The 21,521-nt window shown below is 75.0% G+C and carries 10 protein-coding genes; 2 read left to right on the top strand and 8 right to left on the bottom strand.

All coding sequences use genetic code 11. The annotated features are described in order from the left end of the window. Positions 1-133 precede the first annotated feature (133 nt). Positions 134-706: an RNA polymerase sigma factor gene (locus tag ABTY56_RS00580; RefSeq protein WP_350624941.1), complete on the top strand. Its 573-nt coding sequence runs from the start codon at positions 134-136 to the stop codon at positions 704-706. A gap of 128 nt (positions 707-834) precedes the next feature. Continuing rightward, positions 835-1,644 (top strand): hypothetical protein, encoded by an 810-nt coding sequence (locus ABTY56_RS00575; RefSeq protein WP_350624939.1) that lies wholly within the window; start codon positions 835-837, stop codon positions 1,642-1,644. Between the two features lie 62 nt (positions 1,645-1,706). Here ABTY56_RS00575 and ABTY56_RS00570 read toward each other — a convergent pair whose 3' ends face one another. The 8 genes from ABTY56_RS00570 to ABTY56_RS00535 all read right to left on the bottom strand — a co-directional run bounded on the left by ABTY56_RS00570 (position 1,707) and on the right by ABTY56_RS00535 (position 21,516). Continuing rightward, entirely contained in the window at positions 1,707-2,366 is a 660-nt protein-coding gene (locus tag ABTY56_RS00570) for a GAP family protein (RefSeq protein ID WP_350624938.1), read from the bottom strand. A gap of 203 nt (positions 2,367-2,569) precedes the next feature. Beyond that, complete coding sequence (gene argG, locus ABTY56_RS00565) at positions 2,570-3,982, bottom strand: argininosuccinate synthase (protein ID WP_350624936.1); 1,413 nt, start codon at positions 3,980-3,982, stop codon at positions 2,570-2,572. 406 nt (positions 3,983-4,388) lie between these two features. Continuing rightward, positions 4,389-5,702: an MFS transporter gene (locus tag ABTY56_RS00560; RefSeq protein WP_350624935.1), complete on the bottom strand. Its 1,314-nt coding sequence runs from the start codon at positions 5,700-5,702 to the stop codon at positions 4,389-4,391. Then, positions 5,699-6,940, bottom strand: a complete 1,242-nt coding sequence (locus ABTY56_RS00555; RefSeq protein ID WP_350624933.1) for a cytochrome P450 — start codon at positions 6,938-6,940, stop codon at positions 5,699-5,701. Before ABTY56_RS00555 ends, ABTY56_RS00560 begins: the two co-directional genes overlap by 4 nt. Beyond that, positions 6,937-7,689: a CatB-related O-acetyltransferase gene (locus ABTY56_RS00550; protein WP_350624931.1), complete on the bottom strand. Its 753-nt coding sequence runs from the start codon at positions 7,687-7,689 to the stop codon at positions 6,937-6,939. The genes ABTY56_RS00555 and ABTY56_RS00550 overlap by 4 nt, the downstream gene beginning before the upstream one ends. After that, positions 7,682-14,953: a non-ribosomal peptide synthetase gene (locus ABTY56_RS00545; RefSeq protein WP_350624929.1), complete on the bottom strand. Its 7,272-nt coding sequence runs from the start codon at positions 14,951-14,953 to the stop codon at positions 7,682-7,684. The genes ABTY56_RS00550 and ABTY56_RS00545 overlap by 8 nt, the downstream gene beginning before the upstream one ends. Before the next feature lie 36 nt (positions 14,954-14,989). Further along, positions 14,990-15,184 carry an MbtH family protein gene (locus ABTY56_RS00540; protein ID WP_350624927.1) on the bottom strand — a complete coding sequence of 65 codons (195 nt, stop codon included), beginning with the start codon at positions 15,182-15,184 and terminating at the stop codon, positions 14,990-14,992. Positions 15,185-15,255: 71 nt separating this feature from the next. Next, a complete protein-coding gene (locus tag ABTY56_RS00535; protein WP_350624925.1) occupies positions 15,256-21,516 on the bottom strand; it encodes a non-ribosomal peptide synthetase in 6,261 nt (2,086 codons plus the stop codon). Positions 21,517-21,521 lie beyond the last annotated feature (5 nt).

The raw sequence follows: 21,521 nt of genomic DNA, 5'->3' as shown, positions 1-21,521 counted from the left end.
AACGTTCGCCAATTGTCCGCCCGATCCGGTCGACATCCCGCGCCTCCCGGACGGTTACACCACGAGCCCCCAAGGGGCCGTCGGCGTGCCACCCGGTGGGCCGGCCAGCTGACCCACGAAAAGGGGGGCGTGCGTGAACACTCCCGGGCCGGGCGAGGAGCGGGGCCTTCGGGCCGACCCGCTCGCCGACCTGCCGAACGACTTCGAGGCCTTCTTCACCCGCGAGAACTCCGGCTACCTCCGCTACGCCCAGCAGCGCCTGCGGCACCGCGAGGACGCCCAGGACGCGGTCCAGAACGCGGGCGCGACGCTCTACAAGAACTGGCGTCGCGCCCTGGCCAGCGCCGATCCGCAGGCCTTCGCCTTCAAGGTCGTGAAAGACGCGGTGGTGGACGTCCTGCGCGACCGCCGACGCACCGAACGCAAGCGGCTGCGGGTGATCGCCCAGCGCCGCCCCGACACCAGCCAGGACGAGCTGGACGAGCTCGCCGAACTGGACGCCCTGGACTGGGCGATGGACGAGCTCGCGCGGGCCGCGCCGGTCCAGGCCGACGTGGTCCGGCTGCGCCAGGCCGGCCTGTCGTACCCCGACATCGGCCGGTCGCTCGGCATCGCGCACACCACCGCCCGGACCTACTACAGCCTCGGGCGGCGCCACCTGGAGTACCTGCTGGAACACCCGGGAGACGACGGAGCGGAGACATGAGGGCCGTGACATGGAGGGCCGGGGTCATGAGGGCCGTGCCATGGAGGGCCGGGGTCATGAGGGCCGTGCCATGGAGGGCCCGGGGCATGAGGGCCGTGACGTGAGGGCGGACGCATGAGGGCGGGGACATGAGGGTCGGGGACCTGCTGCGCGCGCAATCCGCCGAGCTGGAGCGGGAGTTCGACGACCACGATCCGGTGGCGTTCACCCGGCGGCTGGCCGAGCGACTCGCCGCCGCCCGCCGCCCCGCCCCGGCCGTGCGCGAACGCCCGGCCCGTCCGCCGGCCGGAGCCCGGCCACCGCACGCACCGGCCTCGGGGGCCGGCCCGGGGGTGGGGCTGGGATCGGGAGCAGGTCCGGGGCCCGGCCCGGGGCAGGTCTGGAGCTCGGGCCCGGGTGGGGTGCCGGGTACGGGCTCCGGCGCGGGGACCGCGCAGTCCCCCTGGGCCGGAGGGCGGGCGGAGCTCCGCAGGGACCTGCGGCACCTGTGCGCCGGGGTGGCGGGCGCCGCGAAGCCGGGCGAGCTGGCCCTGGACCTCGAGCTCGCCGAGAAGACCGCCTTCCGCACCCTCGGCTGCCTGCTGTACGGGATGGGCCGTACGGCGGACGGTGTGTTCTGGTGGCGGATCGCCGCCCAGTACGGCGACCAGCTGGCCGTGCACTGCCTGGCCGTGCACTACAGCGCCGAGGGCGAGCGGCGCGACGCGGCGCGCTGGGCCGCCCAGGCCCAGGACCTCAGCGGCCCGGGGCGGCTGCCCGATCTGGCGCCGGAGGCGCGGCCGGGCGGTCCGGCCGAGCTGGCCCGGGTGCTGGCGGAGCGCTACGACGGGGAGATCCTGCTGACGCTCCGGGACGCGGTGGCGGCGCGTCCGAGGGCGGATCCCGCCCGGCTGGGCGTCCGGGCCGTCCGGGGGCGCGGGGTGGTGCGGATCCGGTGAGGGGGCGACCCGGTCGACGCGAGCCCGGCGGACGACCGGGCGAGCCCGGGAACGGCCTTCCGTCACGCGAGCGCGGAGACGGCGTCGCCCAGGTACCCGGCTCCGAGCACGGCCGCGACCGTGGTCACGATCGCGGCCTGGTGGGCGGCCGTCCAGGCTCGCCACTCGCCGAGGGTCCGGGCTCCGCCGCGGGCGTGGACCGCCAGTGGCAGGAGGGTGCCGAGCGAGCCGATCGACACCAACAGGGCCGCTGCCACCCCCTCGGCCCCGGGGCCCGTCGCGGTGGCGGCGATCGAGGCGGCGCCACCGACGGCCGGGAGCAGGGTGTTCGGGCTGCCCACGACGAGGGCGAGGGCGAGGCCGGCGGACCTGGCGGGCGAGTAGCGGTCGATCGACTGAAGCCAGGCGGGCGGAGCCGAAATGTGGCCCGGACGCGGCCGGTCGTGCCACCGTCGCGCGGCCGACAGCAGGAGCAGCGTGCCGAGGGCGAGCTTCAGCCAGGACGGCCAGGTGGCGGCGGCCTGGACCCGGCTCAGCGCCCTTCCGGCCACCACGAGGAGGGTCACCGGCACGGCGAGGCCGAACACCCAGCCGGCGGCGAAGGCGAGGCTCTTCGTCCGCCCGCGCGGCGTGGCGAGGACGAGGATCACGGTGATGAGCGGCAGCGGACTGATCGCGAGCGCCACCGCGGAGGCCAGCATCGAACCGACCGCTTCACCCATGGCGGGTCCTGCCTTCCCGACGCCGGGCGCACGTCCGTCATCTTACGGCGGGGTCGGTGGGTTGGGCGGGGTTGGTGGGCTGGGTGGGGCCAGTGGGTTGGGCGGGGTCGGCGGGCCGGGCAGGGAACGGCGGAGGCCGCCGCACCGGTGTGGTGCGGCGGCCTCCGTGGGCGCCCGCGGATCGTCCGGGGGTGCCGGACGCGTCAGTCGGTGCCGGACTCGAGCGCGGCGTGGTCGAGCGCGGTGGACTCCTCCGCGTCGCCGTTGCCCGCGGCGATGGGGGCGGCCCCGCCGGGGGCGAGCTCGCCGATCAGGCCGCTCCACGGCGCCAGCTGGCCGTGCACCGCGTACTGCTCCAGCTTGCTGCGCGAGTCGGCGATGTCGAGGTTGCGCATGGTCAGCTGGCCGATGCGGTCGTCCGGGACGAACGCGGCGTCGACGCTGCGCTCCATGGACAGCTTCTCGGGGTGGTAGCTGAAGTTGGGGCCCTGGGTGTCGATGACCGAGTAGTCCTGGCCCCGCCGCAGCCGCAGCGTGACGCTGCCGGTGACGGGGTGGCCGATCCAGCGCTGCATGCTGTCCCGGAGCATCAGCGACTGCGGGTCGAACCACCGGCCCTCGTAGAGCAGCCGGCCGAGGCGGCGGCCCTGGGTGTGGTAGGTGGCGAGGGTGTCCTCGTTGTGGATGGCGTTGAGCAGCCGCTCGTAGGCGATGTGCAGCAGCGCCATGCCGGGGGCCTCGTAGATGCCGCGGCTCTTGGCCTCGATGATCCGGTTCTCGATCTGGTCCGACATGCCGAGGCCGTGGCGCCCGCCGATGGTGTTGGCCTCGTGGACCAGGTCGACGGCGCTGGCGAACTCCTGGCCGTTGATCCGGACCGGGCGGCCGAACTCGAACTCGACGGTGATGTCCTCGGTCGAGATCTCGACCGCCGGGTCCCAGAAGGCCACGCCCATGATCGGGCTGACGATCTCCATCGAGGCGTCCAGGTACTCCAGCCGCTTGGCCTCGTGGGTGGCGCCCCAGATGTTGGCGTCGGTGGAGTAGGCCTTCTCGGCGGAGTCCCGGTAGGGCAGGTCGCGCTCGGCGAGCCACTCCGACATCTCCTTGCGGCCGCCGAGCTGGTCGACGAACGCCTGGTCCAGCCACGGCTTGTAGATCCGCAGGCTGGGGTTGGCGAGCAGGCCGTAGCGGTAGAACCGCTCGATGTCGTTGCCCTTGTAGGTGGAGCCGTCGCCCCAGATGGACACCTCGTCCTCCTGCATGGCGCGGACCAGCAGGGTGCCGGTCACGGCACGGCCGAGCGGGGTGGTGTTGAAGTACGTCTGCCCGGCGGAGCGGATGTGGAAGGCGCCGCAGGCGAGGGCGGCCAGGCCCTCCTCGACCAGCGCGGCCCGGCAGTCGACCAGCCGGGCCTGCTCGGCGCCGTACGCGCGGCCCCGGGCGGGGACGTCGGCGAGGTTCGGCTCGTCGTACTGGCCGATGTCGGCCGTGTAGGCGTACGGGAAGGCACCGTGTTCGCGCATCCACGCGACGGCGACGGAGGTGTCCAACCCACCGGAGAATGCGATGCCGATCCGTTCACCGACCGGCAGCTTGCTCAAGACCTTCGACATGGATGCACCCTATGACCCGCGCGGGCGGGCCCCTGATTCAGCGATGTGTGACGGGATTCGGCGTACTCGATCCGATGCCCCGCACTCTGGCATAGATTTGCAGAGTACCGCAAGAGCATACGATCGAGTCGGTCGGGCGGCTCCTCCGGGAGTCGGTCCACGGCGCGTGGCGATCCCGTCAATTCTCCTGCTCGGCGGCATGGTTGGGCGCTCTCGGTGTCGCGACGGGCGGCGCGGGGTGCCCGTCGTGGCCGGTTCGCATGGACGGGCGGGCGAGGACGGTCCGGTAGCGCTCCGTCGATGCGGCGAGTACGTGGCGTGTCGCCGCGGTGTGTCGCCGGGCGAACGCCGTGCGGGCCTGGCCGCCACTCCGCGGGGGAGTCGCGTCCAGGCCCGGTTGCCGGCCTCAGCGTTGCGCCGGGGGGCCGGAGTCGGCAGCTTCCCGGTCGGTCGGGTCGGCCGCACCCGCCGGGTCGGACCGGTCGGTCCCGTCGCCCGGGGCGGTCGGTTTGCTCGGCGCCGAGGTCGCGAACGTCCGCCCGGTGAGCGCGAGGGCCGGCCTCAGCACCAGCACGGCGGCGCAGGCCGCGGTGACCGCCGCCATCACGATCAGCAGCGTCCGGTAGTCGAACCGGTCGATGAGGACCGTACCGGCGGCGAGCGACAGCGACTGCGGGACCAGCACCAGCATCGTGCACATCGCGTTGACGCGGCCCTGGAGCCGGGGCGGCGTGTGGAGCTGAGCCGCGGACGACAGCACCACCATGATCCACGTGATGGCGATCCCGTCCGCGACCTCTCCGGCGACGACGAACGCCAGGTGCGGCACGCAGTAGGCGAGCGCCGCCAGCGTGAACGCGCCGATCCCCAGGCCGGCGGTGCGTGCCATGCCGACCCGCCGGATCAGCGCGGAGACCGTGAGGCCGCCGACCACCGCGCCGACGCCCTGGACGGCGTTGAGCGGGCCGAGCGCCGACGGTGGCCGGCCGAGCCCCTCGTCCACCACCGCGAACATCACGGTCTGGCTCAGGCCGATGACGCAGAACGCGCAGGCCGCGGCGTAGCCGATCTGGGCCAGCACCGGTGTGGCGCCGATGTGCCGGATGCCCGCGAGCGCGCTGCGGAGGAACGGCTCGTGGGACGGCTCCGCTCCGACCGACTCCTCGACCCGCAGGCCGACGAGCGCCAGGATCGCGGCCAGGAAGGTCAGGGAGTTGAGCACGGCGAGCGTTCCGGCTCCGGCGGCCGCGTAGACCGCCACGCCGACCAGTGGGGCGATGATGCGCAGCCCCTGACCGACGGTCTGGAGGAGGGCGTTGGCGCCGGTCAGCTGGTCGTCGGGGAGGAGGTCCCGGCGGATTCCGGCCGAGGCGGCCCCGAGGACGCCGAAGGCCACGCCGTAGCAGACCGCCACCAGGTAGATGATCCACAGCTGTTCGCCGCCGTGCACCGCGAGCAGGGACAGCACGGCCAGCGCCATGAGGGCGTTGGTGGCCATGAGCAGCGGGCGCCGCCGCACCCGGTCGGCCAGGTGACCGAAGAGCGGCGACAGCACCATGGGCGCGCCGAGGGCGGCCTCGACCCCGCCGGCGGCGGCGTTGCTGCCGGTGAGGTCCTTGGCCCAGATGCCCAGGGTCAGGAACAGCGCGCTGCTGCCGAAGCCCGAGAGCGCCTGGCCGATGAGCAGGCGGCGGAACCGGGGGTCCGCGAGCGGCTTCACCGCCTCTCCCGGCCGTCGCGGCGGTGCAGCAGGACGGGCGCGGACTCGTAGCCCCGGATGAGGTTGGAGTGCAGCCTGCGGGCCGGACCGGCCGGTTCGGCGCCGCCGGCCTGGGCGAGCAACTCGGTGAACAGGACCCGGAGTTCGGTGCGGGCGAGGGCTCCGCCGAGGCAGAAGTGCGGGCCCACGCCGAAGGCGACGTGCGGGTTGGGCGCGCGTCGGACGTCGAAGCGCTCGGGCGCCTCGAAGACCGTCTCGTCCTGGTTCGCCGACGGCATCCAGACCGTCACCGGGTCGCCGGCCCGGATCGACCGGCCGGCGATCTCGACGTCCCGGGAGGCCGTGCGCAGCACGTGCATCGCCGGGCTGGTGAAGCGCAGGATCTCGTCGACGACGCCGTCCATCCGGTCGGGGGAGTCGGCTGCGAGCCGCCACTGGTCGGGGTCGGCGGCGAAGGCGAGGAGCCCGCCGACGGTGGCGTGCCGGGTGGTCTCGTTCCCGCCCGAGATGAGGCCGTCGCAGTTGAGGAAGATCTCCTCGTCGGTGAGCGGCACGCCGTCGACGAGGCCGTTCACCATGGCGCTGACGACGTCCTCGCCCGGTTCCTCGCGGCGGAAGTCGACGAGCTCGGCGTAGTAGGCGAGCATGCCGGCGTGCGCTTCGAGCCGGGCGATCGGGTTGACGTCGGAGGCGCCGAAGGCGGCCCGGGTGGAGTCCAGCATGAACCGCCAGTCGCTCTTCGGTACGCCCAGCAGGTCACAGATCACCGCCACCGGCAGGACCGCGGCGAAGTCGGTGAACTCGCAGGGTTCACCGGCCAGCACCGGCTCCAGCTCCTCGCGCACGATCGTCCGCATGTTCTGTTCCAGGCGGGCGACCATGCGCGGTGTGAACGCGGAGCTGATGACCCGCCGGATCTTCCCGTGCCGGGGCGCGTCCGTGACGATGAGCATCTTCCCGGCGGCCTCGGCGGTGGCGGTCGGGTTGTGGCCGATCCGCATGCCCTGGGCGGAGGTGAAGGTCGCGGTGTCCTTGAGCACCCGCTGGACGTCGGCGTGCCGGGTGACGACCCAGAAGCCGCTGCCGTCCGGGGACTCGTTCCAGTGGACGGGGTGGTCGCGGCGGAGCGCGGCCCACACCGCCTCCGGGTCGCCGGCCCCGTACAGGGCCGGGTCGGCGAGGTCGACCGTCGGCGGGGCGGCCGCCGTCGCCCCGTGGGTGCCGGTTGCTTTCGTCATGACGCGCTTCCCTGGGTGGTGGCCGGCGCCGGGCCGAGCAGCTGCTCGGCCCGCGCGATGGACAGGATCCGTTCGGGCCGGCCGAGGACCAGCTCCGGGAGGTGCCGGGAGACGGCCGCCACCGGCCAGTCCCACCAGCGGGCCGTGAGCAGCCGCTCGACGTCCTCGGGGCCGTAGCGGGCGCGGATCACCCGGGCCGGGTTGCCGCCCACGATCCGGTAGGGCGCCACGTCGGAGGCGACCAGGGCGCCGGCGCCGATGATGGCGCCGTCGCCGATGGTCACCCCGGGCATGATGGTGGCGCCGCGGCCGATCCAGACGTCGTTGCCGATCCGGGTGTCGCCCTTGCGGCCCGGCCCCCGGGCGATCAGGTCGTCGAGCAGGCTGTCGCGCCAGTCGCCCTCGAAGCTGAGGAACGGGTAGCCCGTCGGCCCGTCGAAGACGTGGTTCGCGCCGGCCATCACGAAGGTCACGCCCGCGGCGATGGAGCAGTAGCGGCCGATGACCAGCCGCTCGGTGCCGAACGCGTAGCGGACCCGGGCCTCCTCGAATCCGGCGGTGTCCTCGGAGGCGTCGTAGTAGGAGAAGTTCCCGGCGACGACCTTGCCGTCCGGTTCGAGCACCGGGCGGATGAAGACGAGGCGGTCGTCGCCGAGCGGACGCGGATCGCGGGGGTCCGGGATGTCCAGGTCGGGGTCGACGTCGAGGCCGGGGTCGACGTCGGGCCCGGGGTCGCGGTGGTCAGTCACGGCGGGCCTCCGCTCCGGCCGGCCGGTCGTCCCGTACGGCCCGCAGGGCGGCCGTCACCAGCGGCCCCGACTGCGCCATGACGGCGGGTGTCATCATCGCGTCGTGGTCGGAGTCCACCACGTGGTGCTCGGCCGCGGTGAGGTACGGCTGCCAGGCCTGCGCTGCGGAGCCCCGCTCGGCGACGGTCTTGGCGGCGGCGATGCTCAGGACCGGCCCGTGGTAGCCGTCCGGGTGCGGCGGGCCGAGGAGGGCGGCGACGCCCTTGGCCGCGCGGACCAGGGCCCGGCTCTGGCGGGCGTCGAGGGCTTCGCCGGCGGACGGTCCCGCGATGACCTCGCCGGTCACCCACGCGGCGAAGTCGCCGTCCAGCTCCTCGGGCGTCACCGGCCGTTCGTAGGGCCAGGCGTCGTAGAGGACGACCAGGTCGACCGTCCGCCCGGAGGCCTCCAGCAGGCGGGCGACCTCGTAGGACAGGACCCCGCCGAGCGACCAGCCCATGACGACGTACGGGCCGTCGGGGTGGGTCGCGGTGATCAGGTCCGCGTAGCGCCGGGCCAGCGCGTCGAGCGACTCCACCGCCTTGAAGCGGCCGTGGCTCTCCGTCACCTGGATCCCGTAGACCGGCTGGTCCCGTTCCAGGTGGGGCAGGACGGAGCTGTAGCACCAGCTGAGCCCGCCGATGGGGTGGATGCAGAAGACCGGGCGGCTGCCCGTCCGGCCGCGGCGGAGCTCGATGACGTTGGCGTACGGGTCGGCCGGGGCCTCGTCCAGTCGGGCCGCGAGCCCCGCGGCGGTGGGCGCCTCGAACAGCGTCGCGATGCCGATCTCGGCGCCGAGCAGGGCGCGGATCCGGCCGATCAGCCGGGTCGCCAGCAGCGAGTGACCGCCCAGCTCGAAGAACGAGTCGTCGGGGCCGACCCGGTCCAGCCCCAGCTCCTGTGCGAAGAGCCGGACCAGGACCGCCGCGCGCGGGTCGTCCGGGGCGTCCTGGCCGGCCGGGCCCTGCGCGGCGGGGCCGTTCGCCGGTGGCGCGGGCAGGGCCTTGCGGTCGAGCTTCCCGCTCGGCGTCAGCGGCAGTCGGTCGAGGACCACCACGTCGCCGGGGACGAGGTACTCCGGCAGGTGCTCGGCCGCGTACCGGCGCAGTGCGCCGGGGTGGTCCGCGTCCTGCGGTCGGTGACCGGCCGCCAGGACGGCGTAGGCCACCAGCCGGACGTCCCCCGGGCGGTCCTCGCGGGCGATCACGGCGGCGTGGGCGACCTCCGGGTGGCCGGTGAGCACCGCCTCGACCTCGCCGGGCTCGACCCGGAAGCCCCTGATCTTGATCTGCTCGTCCGTCCGGCCGAGGAAGACCAGCTCGCCGTCCGCGGTCCAGCGCACCAGGTCGCCGGTGCGGTACATCCTCTCCCCGGGCGCGCCGAAGGGGTTCGGCAGGAAACGCTCGGCCGTCAGTGCCGGCCGGTTCAGGTACCCGGTGGCCAGCCCGGCCCCCGCGAGGTACAGCTCCCCGGGCACGCCGGGCGGGACGGGGCGCTGCAGCGCGTCCAGCACGAACACCCGGGTGTTCGCCACCGGCCGGCCGATCGGGACGGCCTGCGGCACCCCGTCGACGGTGCGCATGGTCGCGCACACCGTGGACTCGGTCGGGCCGTAGGCGTTGACCACCTTCGCGAAGTGGCGGGCCGCGTCGAGGACGGCGGGGGTGCAGGCCTCGCCGGCGGTGATCAGCGTGACCCCGGCGACGTCCTCGTCGAAGTCGGTGGCGAGGACCACGGCGGGCGGCAGGGTGGCGTGGGTGATGCCGTGGACGCGCAGGAAGTCCGCCAGGACCGGGCCCGGGATGCGGTCGGACTCGGGAACGACGACCAGGCACGCGCCGGTCAGCAGTGCCATCCAGGTGTCCCAGACGGAGGCGTCGAAGCTCATCGAGGCGAACTGCAGCACCCGGCTGTCGCCGTCGACGCCGAGCGTCGCAGCCTGGGCGCGCACCATGCTGGGGATGCCGCGGTGGGAGACCACCACGCCCTTCGGACGGCCCGTCGACCCGGAGGTGTAGATGACGTACGCCGGGTGGGCGGGGAGCAGTGGTGCGGTCCGGTCCGCGTCGGCGGGCGCGGTGGCCGGCCGGTCCGCGACCGAGCGTCGCACCTGCTCGTCGTCCAGCGCCAGGACCGGGAGGCCGGGGCCGCCGGGCAGTCCGGCGGCGACTTCTCCGGTGCTGAGCACACAGGCCGGGGCCGCGTCCCGGAGCATGAAGGCGACGCGGTCGGCGGGGTAGGACGGGTCGACCGGGAGGTAGGCCGCGCCGGCCTTCAGGACCGCGAGCAGGGCCACCACGATCTGCTCCGAGCGGGGCAGGGCGAGGGCCACCAGGCGGCCCGGCCCGATGCCGCGGGCGATCAGCTCGTGTGCGAGCCGGTTGGCGCGGGCGTCGAGTTCGGCGTACGTCAGCTCGGTGCCGGCGTACCGGACCGCCGGGGCCTCGGGGGTGTGCGCGGCCCGGACGGCGAAGAGGTCGGGCACCGTCCCGGTCGGCACCTCGGTGGCGGTGTCGTTCCAGTCCCGGAGGACGTGTTGCCGCTCCCGGGCGGAGAGCAGCTCGACCTCGCCGATCCTGCGGTCCGGGTCGGCGGCCATCGCCTCCAGCACCAGCACCAGCCGGTCGGCGACGCCCTCGACGGTGGTGTGGTCGAACAGGTCGGCGTCGTACCCGATCGCGGCGACCAGACCGGCGGCCGGCCCGGCCGTGTCGTCGGCGCCCGGGCGCTCGCCGAACACGAAGGACAGGTCGAAGGCCGAGATCCCCATGCTCAGGTCGTGGGGGGCGACCGCCAGCCCCGGGAGGGCGAGTTCCGCGCTGATGCTGTTCAGCATGGAGACGCTCACCTGGAACAGCGGGTTGGCGCCGGGTACGCGGGCCGGGTTGAGCGCCTCGACCAGGGTCTCGAACGGGACGTCCTGGTGGGCGTAGGCGCCGAGGTCGGCCTCCCGGATCCGGCCGAGGAGTTCGGCGAAGGTCGGGTCGCCCGAGACGTCGGTGCGCAGGACCAGGGTGCTGGCGAAGAAGCCCACCAGGCCGTCCAGCACGGCGTCGGCGCGTCCGGAGGTGGCCGTGCCCAGCGGGATGTCCGGCCCGGCTCCGGAGCGGGACAGCACCACGGCGACCGCGGCCTGCAGCGCCATGAACACGGTGCAGTCGTGGGCCCGGGCGGTGGCGGCCAGGGCGGCGTGCAGCGCCGGGCCGACCTCGACCGCGACCTCCCCGCCGCGCAGGCTGACCGTGCCCGAGCGCGGCCGGTCGAAGGGCAGCGCGAGCTGGTCGGGGATGCCGGCCAGGGTCCGGCGCCAGTACTCGGTCTGCTGCGCGAGCCGGCTCGCCGGGTCGTCCTCGGCGCCGAGGAGGTCCCGCTGCCAGAGCGTGAAGTCGGCGTACTGGACGGGCAGCGGCGGCCAGGCCGGGGCCGTGCCGGTGCGGCGTGCCGCGTACGCCTCGGCGAGGTCGTCGAGCAGCGGCTCCAGCGACCAGCCGTCGCAGGCCACGTGGTGGACGACCACCAGGAGGACGTGCTCGTCCGGGGCGAGGCGGAAGAGGCGGGCGCGCAGGGCGGGTTCGGTGGTGAGCCGGAAGACCTTCCCGGTCTCCTCGGCGAGTTCGGCCTCCAGCGCGTCCGGCGTGGTGTCGGTGACGGTCAGTTCCGTCCGGGCCTGCGCGCCGGTCAGGACCTTCTGCCAGGGCCGGCCGTCCTCGGTGGGCAGGACGGTGCGCAGCGACTCGTGCCGGTCGACGACGTCGGCCAGGGCGGCGTTCAGCGCCTCGACGTCCAGGGCGCCGGTGAGGCGCGCCGCGTACGGGATGTTGTAGGCCGCGCCGCCGTCGAGCTCGTTGAGGAACCACAGGCGGCGCTGGGCGAAGGACAGCGGCAGGCGCTCCGGGCGCACCGCGGGGCGCACGGCCGGGCGGGCCTGCTGCCCGAGGGCGACGGTCGCGGCCAGGCCGGCCGGGGTCGGGGCCTCGAAGACGGCGCGGATGGACAGTTCCACGCCGAGGGCGGAGCGGATCCGGTCCACCAGCCGGATGACCAGCAGCGAGTGTCCGCCGAGCTCGAAGAAGGCGTCCTCGACCCCGACCCGCTCCAGGTCGAGGACTTCGGCGAACAGTCCGCACAGGGCCGATTCGGTGGCGTTCGCGGGTTCGCGGCCGGTGGGCCCGGCGGAGACCTCCGGTGCGGGCAGGGCGGTGCGGTCGACCTTGCCGTTGCGGGTGAGCGGGAGGGCGTCCAGGACGACGATCGCGGCGGGGACCATGTGGGCGGGCAGGTGGCCGGCGGCGAAGTCGCGCAGGGTGCGGGAGTCCGTGCCGTCGGGGCAGGCGGCGTAGGCGACGAGGCGGCGGTCGCCGGGGGTGTCCTCGCGGACGAGCACGGTGGCGCCCTGGACGGACGGGTGCCGGGCGATCGCGGCCTCGACCTCGCCGAGTTCGATCCGGAAGCCGCGGATCTTGACCTGGTCGTCGGTGCGGCCGAGGTACTCGAGTTCACCGGCGGCGGTCCAGCGGCCCAGGTCACCGGTGCGGTAGAGCCGGCCGCCGGGTTCGGCGGCGAACGGGTCCGGGAGGTAGCGCTCGGCGGTCAGCGCGGGGCGTCCGAGGTAGCCGCGGGCCACGCCGGGACCGCCGACGTGGATCTCGCCGACGACCCCGGTGGGCACCGGCTCGCCGCGGGCGTCCAGGACGACCAGACGCCAGCCCGGGATGGTCCCGTCGATGGGGGAGACGTTCCCCTCGGCCGCGGCGGCGGGCCCGGTCCCGACGGGGGCCATCACCCGCCAGGTCGTGAGCACCGTGTTCTCGGTGGCGCCGTAGGCGTTCGCCAGTCGGGTGGTGTCCGCGGGGTACCGGCGCTGCCACTTGCCGACGGTCGCGAGGTCGAGGGCCTCGCCGCCGAGCACGACCAGCCGCAGCCGCAGCGCTCCCAGCGGGTGCCGTTCCTCCCGGGCCACGAACTGCCGGAAGGCGGACGGTGTCTGGCTGAGGACGGTGACCTCCTCGCGGGCCAGCACCCCGTGCAGTGCGTCCGGGTCCATCCCCGCCTCGCGGGGGACGACGACCAGGCGGCCGCCGAAGGCCAGCGCGCCCCAGATCTCCCAGACCGAGAAGTCGAAGGCGAGCGAGTGGAACAGGGTCCACACGTCGGTGTCCGACGGGTCCGCGAGGTTCCGGACGGAGGCCAGGAACGCCGCGAGGTTGCCGTGGGTGACCTCGACGCCCTTGGGTCGGCCGGTGGAGCCGGAGGTGTAGATGACGTAGGCGAGTTCGGCCGGCTCGGGCCGCACGGGCGCCGGGCCGGCGGCGTCGGCCGTCCGGGCGGCGTCGGTCGGCCGGGCGGCGTCGGTCGGCCGGGTGACGTCGAGGGTGCGCCACGGCCCGTCGGGGACGCGGTCACGGGTCGCGGGGTCGGTCAGGACGAGCGGCACCCGGGCGTCGCCGAGGATGAACTCCAGGCGGGCCGGCGGGTAGTCGGGGTCGACGGGGACGTAGGCGGCGCCGAGCCGCAGGACGCCGAGCACGGCGGCGACCATGTCGACGGAGCGGCCGAGGCAGAGCGCGACCCGGTCGCCCCGGCGGATGCCCGCGTCCGCCAGCAGCGCGGCGATCCGGGCGGCCCGTTCGTCGAGTCGACGGTACGTCAGTCGGATGCCGTCGCCGTCGGTGACGGCGGTGTGCCCGCCGACGGCCGCGACCTGCGCCGCGAAGCGTTCGACCGCGGACGGCCGCACCTCGGGCAGCGCGCCCTCGGGGCCGTTGCCGAGGTCGAGCAGTCGCCGGCGCTCGGCCCCGTCCATCACCGGGAGTTCGCCGACCGGGCGCTCCGGTTCGGCCAGCGCCCCGGCGAGCAGCAGCTGCCAACGACGGGCCAGGGCCTGCGCGGTGGCCCGGTCGAACACGTCCTCGGCGTACTCCAGCACGCCGCTCAGGCCGGCCGGCTGCCCGTCCTCGCGGTGCTCGGTCAGGCCGAGGCTGAGGTCGAACTTGGCCGCGCCGGCCCCGAACGGTTCCTCGGTGACCGTCAGGCCGGGCAGGACCAGGCCGCCCTCCCCGTCGGCCTCCAGCGAGAAGCTCACCTGGAACAGGGGGTTGCCGGTCGCGGTGCGGACGGGGTTGACGGCCTCGACCACCCGGTCGAAGGGGACGTCCTGGTGGGCGAACGCCGTCAGGGCCGTCCGCCGTGCCCGCTTCAGGAGCTCGCCGAAGGTCGGGTCGCCCGAGCAGTCGATGCGGAACACCAGGGTGTTGACGAAGAACCCGACGAGCTCCTGGAGGTCCTCCTCCGTCCGACCGTCCACCGGCGAGCCGACCGGGATGTCGGTGCCCGCCCCCAGCCGGCTCAGCAGCGCCGCGAACGCGGCCTGCAGTGCCACGAACGGCGTGACCCGGTGCTCGCGGGCCAGCCGCGCCAGTGCCCGGTGGGTGTCGGCGTCGACCTCGAAGTGCACCGTCCCGGCCGACGAGGTGCCCGCCGTGGGCGGCCTCGACCGGTCCCGGGGAAGGTGAAGCTCCTGCGGCGTGCCGCGCAACTCCTCGCGCCAGTGGTCGAGTTGACGGGAGACGAGGCTCTCCGGGTCGTCCTCCGCGCCGAGCGTCGAGCGCTGGCGCACCGCGTGGTCCGGGTACTCCAGGGGCAGTGCCGGCCAGGCCGGCTCGGCACCGGTCCGGCGCGCGGCGTAGGCCGTCCCGAGGTCGCGCTCCACGATCCCGAGGGACCAGCCGTCCGCGGCGATGTGGTGGAGCACCAGCACCAGCACGTGCTCCGCCGGTCCGGTCGCGAACAGCCAGGCCCGGACCGGGAGTTCGGAGGTCAGGTCGAACTCGTGCCGACAGGCGAGGTCGACCCGGCCCGGCACCTCCCCGGCGGCGCACTCGGCGAACTCCACCGTGAACCGAGCGGCGGCCTCGCCGGGAGCCACGACCCGCTGCCACGGCTCACCGGCGATCTCCGGGAACACCGTCCGCAGCGCCGCGTGGCGGCGTACGACATCGCCGAGCGCCGCCGTGAGCGCGGTCCGGTCCAGGGGGCCGGAGATCCGGACCGCCCGGGGCATGTTGTACCCGGCCCGGAACTCCCCGAGCCTGGAAAGGAACCACAGCCGCTGCTGCGCCAGGGACAGCGGCAGCCGGCCGGCACCCGCCGCGGCGGGTGTGTCCGGCGAGAAGGGTGCCGGGACGGGAGCCGACCCGTCTTCCCGGGCGTCCAGACCGTGTGACATCCGATGTACCTCCAACTCCGTCCCGTACGACCGTGACTAGGCGCTGCGCAGGCTCTTGGGCCGCATGTCGGTCCAGTTCCGCTCGATCCACTCCAGGCAGTCCGGCTTCTTGCCCCGGGCCCCGGCGTCCTGCCACCCGGGCGGGTTCTCCCGGTCCTCGGGCCAGATCGAGTACTGCTCCTCGTCGTTCACCACGACCTTGTAGTCCAGGTCGAGTTCGTCGTGGGACATGGCAGACCTCCACAAAGAGAAAGGGGTTGGGATGACGGGTTGTGCGGGTCCTGCGGTGCTCTGACGGATCGTCAGGCCGACAGGTGGCGGGCGAGTTCGGCGACGGTGGGGTGGAGCTGGACGTCGACCGGCTTGAGCGGGAAGCCGAGTTCGCGCTTGACCCGGAAGGCGATCTGCACGGCCCGGATGGAGTCGCCGCCGAGGTCGAAGAAGTCGTCCTCCGCGCCGACGCGCTCCACCTTGAGGATCTCCGCCCACACGCGGGCCAGGGCCTGCTCCAGCGGGGTGTGCGGCGCCACGTGCCCGGCCTCGTCGACGGCGGAGCGGACGGGTGCGGGCAGCGCGGCGCGGTCCACCTTGCCGCTCGGCGACAGCGGCAGCGCGTCCAGCACCACCACCGCCGAGGGCACCATGTACGCCGGCAGCCGACCGCCCAGCCAGGCGCGCACCTGGTCGGCCGAGACCGCGGCGGAGGCCGCCGGGACGACGTACCCCACCAGCCGGCGCTCCGCGCCCTCGCCGAGCGCGGCGGCGGCGCCGGCGGCGACCCCGGGGTGGGCCCGCAGGTGCGACTCGACCTCGCCGAGCTCGATCCGCAGGCCGCGGATCTTCACCTGGTCGTCGGTGCGCCCCAGGTACTCGAGGTCGCCGGAGGGCGTCCACCGGGCCACGTCGCCGGTCCGGTACAGGCGTGCCCCGGGCGCGTCGCCGGACGGGTCGGGGACGAAGCGCTCGGCGGTCAGGCCCGGCCGGCCCAGGTACCCGCGGGCCACGCCGACGCCGCCGATGCAGAGCTCCCCGCGGACACCGGCCGGCACCGGTCGGCCCGCCCCGTCCAGGACGTGGGCGACGGCGCCCGGGACGGCCCGGCCGATCAGGACGTCGCCGTCCGCGGCGCAGCGGTGGGCGGTCGCGTAGACGGTGGCCTCGGTCGGGCCGTAGGCGTTGACCAGCTCGGCCGCCGCGGCCCAGCGCGCGGCCAGCGGAGCCGGGAGGGCCTCGCCCGCGACGACGACCCGGCGCAGCGCGGGCAGGTCGCCGGGTTCCAGGCCGGCCAGGACGCTCGGCGGCATCGACACGACGGTGGGCCGGTGCGCGCGGATCGCCGCGACCAGCCCCTCGCCGACGCGGTCGGCCCCGCCGGGGGAGACCACGAAGGTGGCGCCGGTGGTGAGGGCGGACACGAGGTCCGCGACGGACACGTCGAAGCTCAGCGACGCGAACTGGAGGAGCCGGTCGTCCGGGCGCAGGGCCATGACCTCGTCCGTGACGGCCACCAGGTTGTCCAGCGACCGCCACTCGACCTCGACCCCCTTGGGCGTGCCGGTGGAGCCCGAGGTGTAGATGACGTAGGCGAGTTCGGCGCCCTCCGGTCGGACGGATCCGGTGTGGACCGCGTCCGTCACCCCACTGGTGACCAGCGTGCGCCAGGGGCCGTCCGGGAGGCGGCCGGTGGTGCCGGGGTCGGTGAGGACGAGCGGGACGTCCGCGTCCTTGAGGACGAACTCGATCCGGCCGGCGGGGAGGTCGGGGTCGATCGGGACGTAGGCGGCGCCGAGGCGCCACACCGCGAGGACGGCGGCGACCATGTCGGCGGAGCGGCCGAGGCAGAGCCCGGCGCGGTCGCCGCGGCCCACGCCGGCTCCGGCGAGCAGGGCGGCGAGCCGGGCCGCGCGCTCGTCGAGCCCGCGGTAGGTCAGCCGTCCGCCCGCCGCGTCGGCGACGGCGATGCCGTCGCCGTTCGCCGCGACCTGCGCCGCGAACCGGGCCAGGACGCCCTGTGGCGCGACGGCCGCGGGGCGCGCTGGGGCCGGCGCCGCGACCGGTCCGGCGAGCTCGCCCTCCGGGTCGGTGACCAGGGCCTCGACGGCCCGGACGTGCTGCTCGGCGATCTCCTCGACCTGGGCCGGCGTCAGCCGGTGGGCGTCGTAGTCGATGCACAGCTGCAGGCCGTCCGTCAGCGGGTTGCGGAAGAAGGTGACGGTGAGCGGGACGTCGGCCGGCTCCACCCGGCGGCTGGCGGTCAGTTCGCCCAGGCCGCTGAGCAGGTCCGCGTGCGCGCCGTCGCCCATGGTGTCGCGCATGACGTGGAAGTTGTTGAAGGTGAAGTTCGTCGTGAACAGGTCGCGCCCGCCGGCGAGTTGCCGGATCCGGGCCAGCGGCATCCGGCGGTGGGGCAGGATCCGGGCCTCCGCCTCGAAGACCCGGCGGACCAGGTCGGAGCGGCGTCCGCCGCCCACCGCGAGGCGGAACGGGACGGTGTTCAGGAACAGCCCGCGGGCCTCCGTCCCGCCGGTCTCCTCCAGCCGGCCGTTGAGCGTGACGCCGCAGCAGACGTCGTCGAGGCCGCTCTGCGCCGCGATCACCTGGAGGTGCGCCGCGAGGAGGACGGTCTTCTCCGGCACGCCGAGGCGTTTGGCGAGCGCCGCGACCCGCGCACCCAGGCCGGCCGGGAGGTGCGCGTCGCGCCAGCCGTACCCGTCGATCACGCCCTCGGCGCCGTCGCCGCGCAGGGCCTGTCCGGCGGGCCGGGGCGCCTGCCCGGCGAGCGCGGGGAGCTGCGGCAGGGTGTGCCCGGCGAGTGCGTCGGACCAGAACCGCCGGGCCTCGGGTGAGGCCGACGCGCGCTGCTCCAGGGCGACGAAGTCGCGGTAGGCCGAGGCCGGGGGCGGGAGTCGGTCCAGGCCCGCACCGTCCAGGAGCCGGGTGTAGTGCAGCAGGATCTCGGTGATCGTCGACCACAGGCTCCAGCCGTCGAGGATGGAGTGGTGTTCGACCAGCGTCCACTGGAAGCTGTCGTCGGTGAGCACCTGGACGCCCAGCCGCAGCATCGGCGGCCGCTCCAGGTCGAACGGGCGGCGCTCCCGCTCCAGCAGCTCGTCGACGGCCCGGTCCTGCTCGGCCGGGGCCAGCGTCCGCAGGTCCTCGACGACGAGCGGCACGTCGGCCTCGCGGTGGACGAGTTGCAGCGGCTCGTCGTAGCCCGTCAGGTCGAAGCCGGTCCGCAGGACGGGGTGCCGGGCGACCACGGCCCGGACGGCGCGGCGGAACGCCTCCTCGTCGAACCGGTACGGCATGCGGTAGCTCGCCGCGTTGACGTAGGGGAGCGCCCGGAGGTCGGACGCCATGTGGTAGATCATTCCGACCTGGAGGGCCGTCATGGGGTAGGCGTCGTCGAGGTCGGCGCCGGGGCCGTCGGCGATCCGGGCCCGGTCGGCCGCGGAGAGCAGCCCGAAGGGCTCGGTGCGCGCGTGCTCGCCCGCCGTGTCGGCGGCGGCCGCGAGGTCGGCGAGGGTGCGGTGCCGGTAGATCTGGGCGACGGCGATGCCGAGTCCGCGCCCGCGGGCGAGCGCGGCCACCTGCACGGCGCGGATGGAGTCGCCGCCGAGGTCGAAGAAGCCGTCGTCGGCGCCGACCTTCTCGACCCGGAGGACCTCGGACCAGATCTCGGCGAGGACCTCCTCGGCCGGGGTGCGCGGCGCCACGTAGGCGGCGGCGTCCCCGGAGACCTCCGGTGCGGGCAGGGCGGCGTGGTCGACCTTGCCGTTGCGGGTGAGCGGGAGGGCGTCCAGGACGACGATCGCGGCGGGGACCATGTGGGCGGGCAGCCGGCCGGCGGCGAAGTCGCGCAGGGCGCGGGAGTCCGTGCCGTCGGGGCAGGCGGCGTAGGCGACGAGGCGGCGGTCGCCGGGGGCGTCCTCGCGGACGGCCGCGGTCACGCCCCGGACGGACGGGTGCCGGCCGATCGCGGCCGCCACTTCGCCGAGTTCGATCCGGAAGCCGCGGATCTTGACCTGGTCGTCGTTGCGGCCGAGGTACTCGAGTTCACCGGCGGCGGTCCGGCGGGCGAGGTCGCCGCTGCGGTACAGGCGGGCGCCGGGCGCGTCACCGAACGGGTCGGGGACGAAGCGCTGGGCGGTGAGGTCCGGGCGTCCCAGGTAGCCCCGGGCCACGGCGTCACCGCCGACGTACAGTTCGCCCGGAACGCCGACCGGCACCGGTTCGCCGTGGGCGTCCAGGACGAGCGCCCGGTAGCCCGGAAGGGCCCGGCCGATCGGGCTGCTGCCGGTCTCGATCCGCTCCTCGTCCAGGACCTGCCAGGTGACGTGGACGGTGGTCTCGGTGATGCCGTACATGTTGACGAGGACGGGGCGGCCGGGCGGGTGGCGGCGCCACCAGGTGCGGACCGAGGCCAGGTCGAGCGCCTCGCCGCCGAACACGACCAGGCGCAGGACCGGTTCGGCCGACGGGCGGCGTTCCTCCTCGGCCACGAGCTGGCGGAACGCGGAGGGCGTCTGGCTCAGGACGGTGACGCGCTCGCGGACCAGCAGGTCGAGGAAGGCCGCGGGGTCACGCGTCACGTCGCGCGGGACGATCACCAGGCGCCCGCCGTACGCGAGGGCGCCCCACATCTCCCAGACCGAGAAGTCGAAGGCGACCGAGTGGAACAGCGACCAGACGTCGGTGTCGTGCAGGCCGACGGTCTGCTCGCCGGCGTCCAGCAGGGCGGCGAGGTTGCCGTGGGTGACCTCGACGCCCTTCGGCCGGCCGGTGGAGCCCGAGGTGTAGATGACGTAGGCGGGTTCGCCGGGCCCCGGGCGGACGGCTCCGGTGTGGACGGCGTCGGTCGCCCCGGTGGTGAGGAGCGTGCGCCAGCGGCCGGCGGGGACACGGCCGACGGTGTCCGGATCGGCGAGGACGAGCGGGACCGCGGCGTCGTCGAGGACGTACTCGATCCGCTCCGCGGGGTTGTCGGGGTCGACGGGGACGTACGCGGCGCCGAGCCGCCAGGCGGCGAGGACGGCGGCGACCATGTCGGCGGTGCGGCCGAGGCACAGCCCGATGCGGTCGCCGCGCCCGACCCCGGCCCCGGCGAGCAGGGCGGCCAGCCGGGCCGCGCGCTCGTCGAGCCGGCGGTAGGTCAGCTGTGCGCCGACGCCGTCGGTGACCGCGACACGGTCCCCGGCCGCCGCGACCCGCGCGGCGAACCGCTCCGGCGCGGACTTCCGCACCCGCGGAGCCGGAGCCGTCCCGACGAGCTGCGCCCGCTCCTCGGCCGACAGCAGCGCGGCCCGCGCCACGGGCGCGTCCGGCTCGGCCAGGAGGGCGCCGAGCAGCCGGCACCAGTGCCCGACCAGGCGCTCGACCAGCTCCGCGTCGATCAGCTCGGTCCGGTGCTCGACCTCCACCTCGATCCGCTCGCCGTCGTCGTTGACGTTCCAGGTGAGGTCGAACTTGGCGGTCGCGGTGTTCACCGGGACGTGGGCGGTCTCCAGCCCCGTCATCGGGGGCGCCGCGTGCCCGCGGGCGTAGCCGAACAGGATCCGGAACAGCGGTGAGCCGTCCCGGTCGGTGCCGAGCCGCCGGGCGAGGTCCTCCAGGGCGACGTCCTGGTGCTCCAGGGCGTCGATGAACGCGTCCCGGGCGGTGTCGAGCAGCCCGGCGAAGTCGGAGCCCGGGCGGGCGGTGATCCGCAGCGGGACCACCTTGACCAGGCAGTCCACCAGCCGGTCCGTCCGGGGATCGTCCCGGCCCGCCAGCGACGTCCCGATGACGAGGTCCTGCTGCCCGCAGTAGCGGGTGAGCAGCGCGGCGAACCCGGCGAGGAGCGTCACGGCGGGGCTCACCCGGTGGGTGCGGCCGAACGCGCGGACGGCGGCGCAGAGGGAGTCGGGCAGGGTGAAGCGGGACGTCGTGCCCCGGTTGGTGCGGGCCGTCGCCCGGCGGGCGGAGCCGAGCAGCTCCGTCGCCGCGGGGGCGTCGCGCAGCGTCCGCTCCCAGAAGGCGAGGTTCTCCTCGGTCGTGGCGGCGTCCACCGGCTGGAGCGCGGGCTCCTGCGGCACCCCGTCGGGTACGGGCGTGCGGTCCGCGCCGGGCCGGTAGTGGGCGGCGAGGTCCTCCAGCAGGACGTCCACCGACCAGCCGTCGCTCACCAGGTGGTGGGACACCAGCAGCAGGAAGCACTCGTCCTCGGCGTACCGGAGGACGGACACCCGCAGCAGGGCGTCGCCGGCGACGGCGAAGGGACGCGCGATCTCCTCGGCCATGGCCTGCCGGGCCGCCGCCTCGTCGGGCAGCCGGAGCTCGCGGACGGGGACCTCGCCGTGGTCGAGGACGGTCGGGTGGGGGAGGCCGGCGACGGACGAGAACCTCGTCCGCAGCGCGCGGTGGCGGCGCACGAGCGCCGCGACCGCGTCCCGCAGCCCGTCCGGGGACAGCTCGCCCCGCAGGCGCAGCGCGACCGGCACGTTGTAGACCGGCTGCCCCGGGTTGAGCTGCTCGGCCAGCCAGATGCCCTGCTGGGTCGGCGACACGGGTAGCGCGTGGGTCATGGCGC

It is taken from the genome of Kitasatospora sp. NPDC097691 (genome assembly GCF_040302665.1).
Lineage (GTDB): Bacteria > Actinomycetota > Actinomycetes > Streptomycetales > Streptomycetaceae > Kitasatospora.
This window is presented reverse-complemented; position numbering and strand designations above follow the sequence as displayed.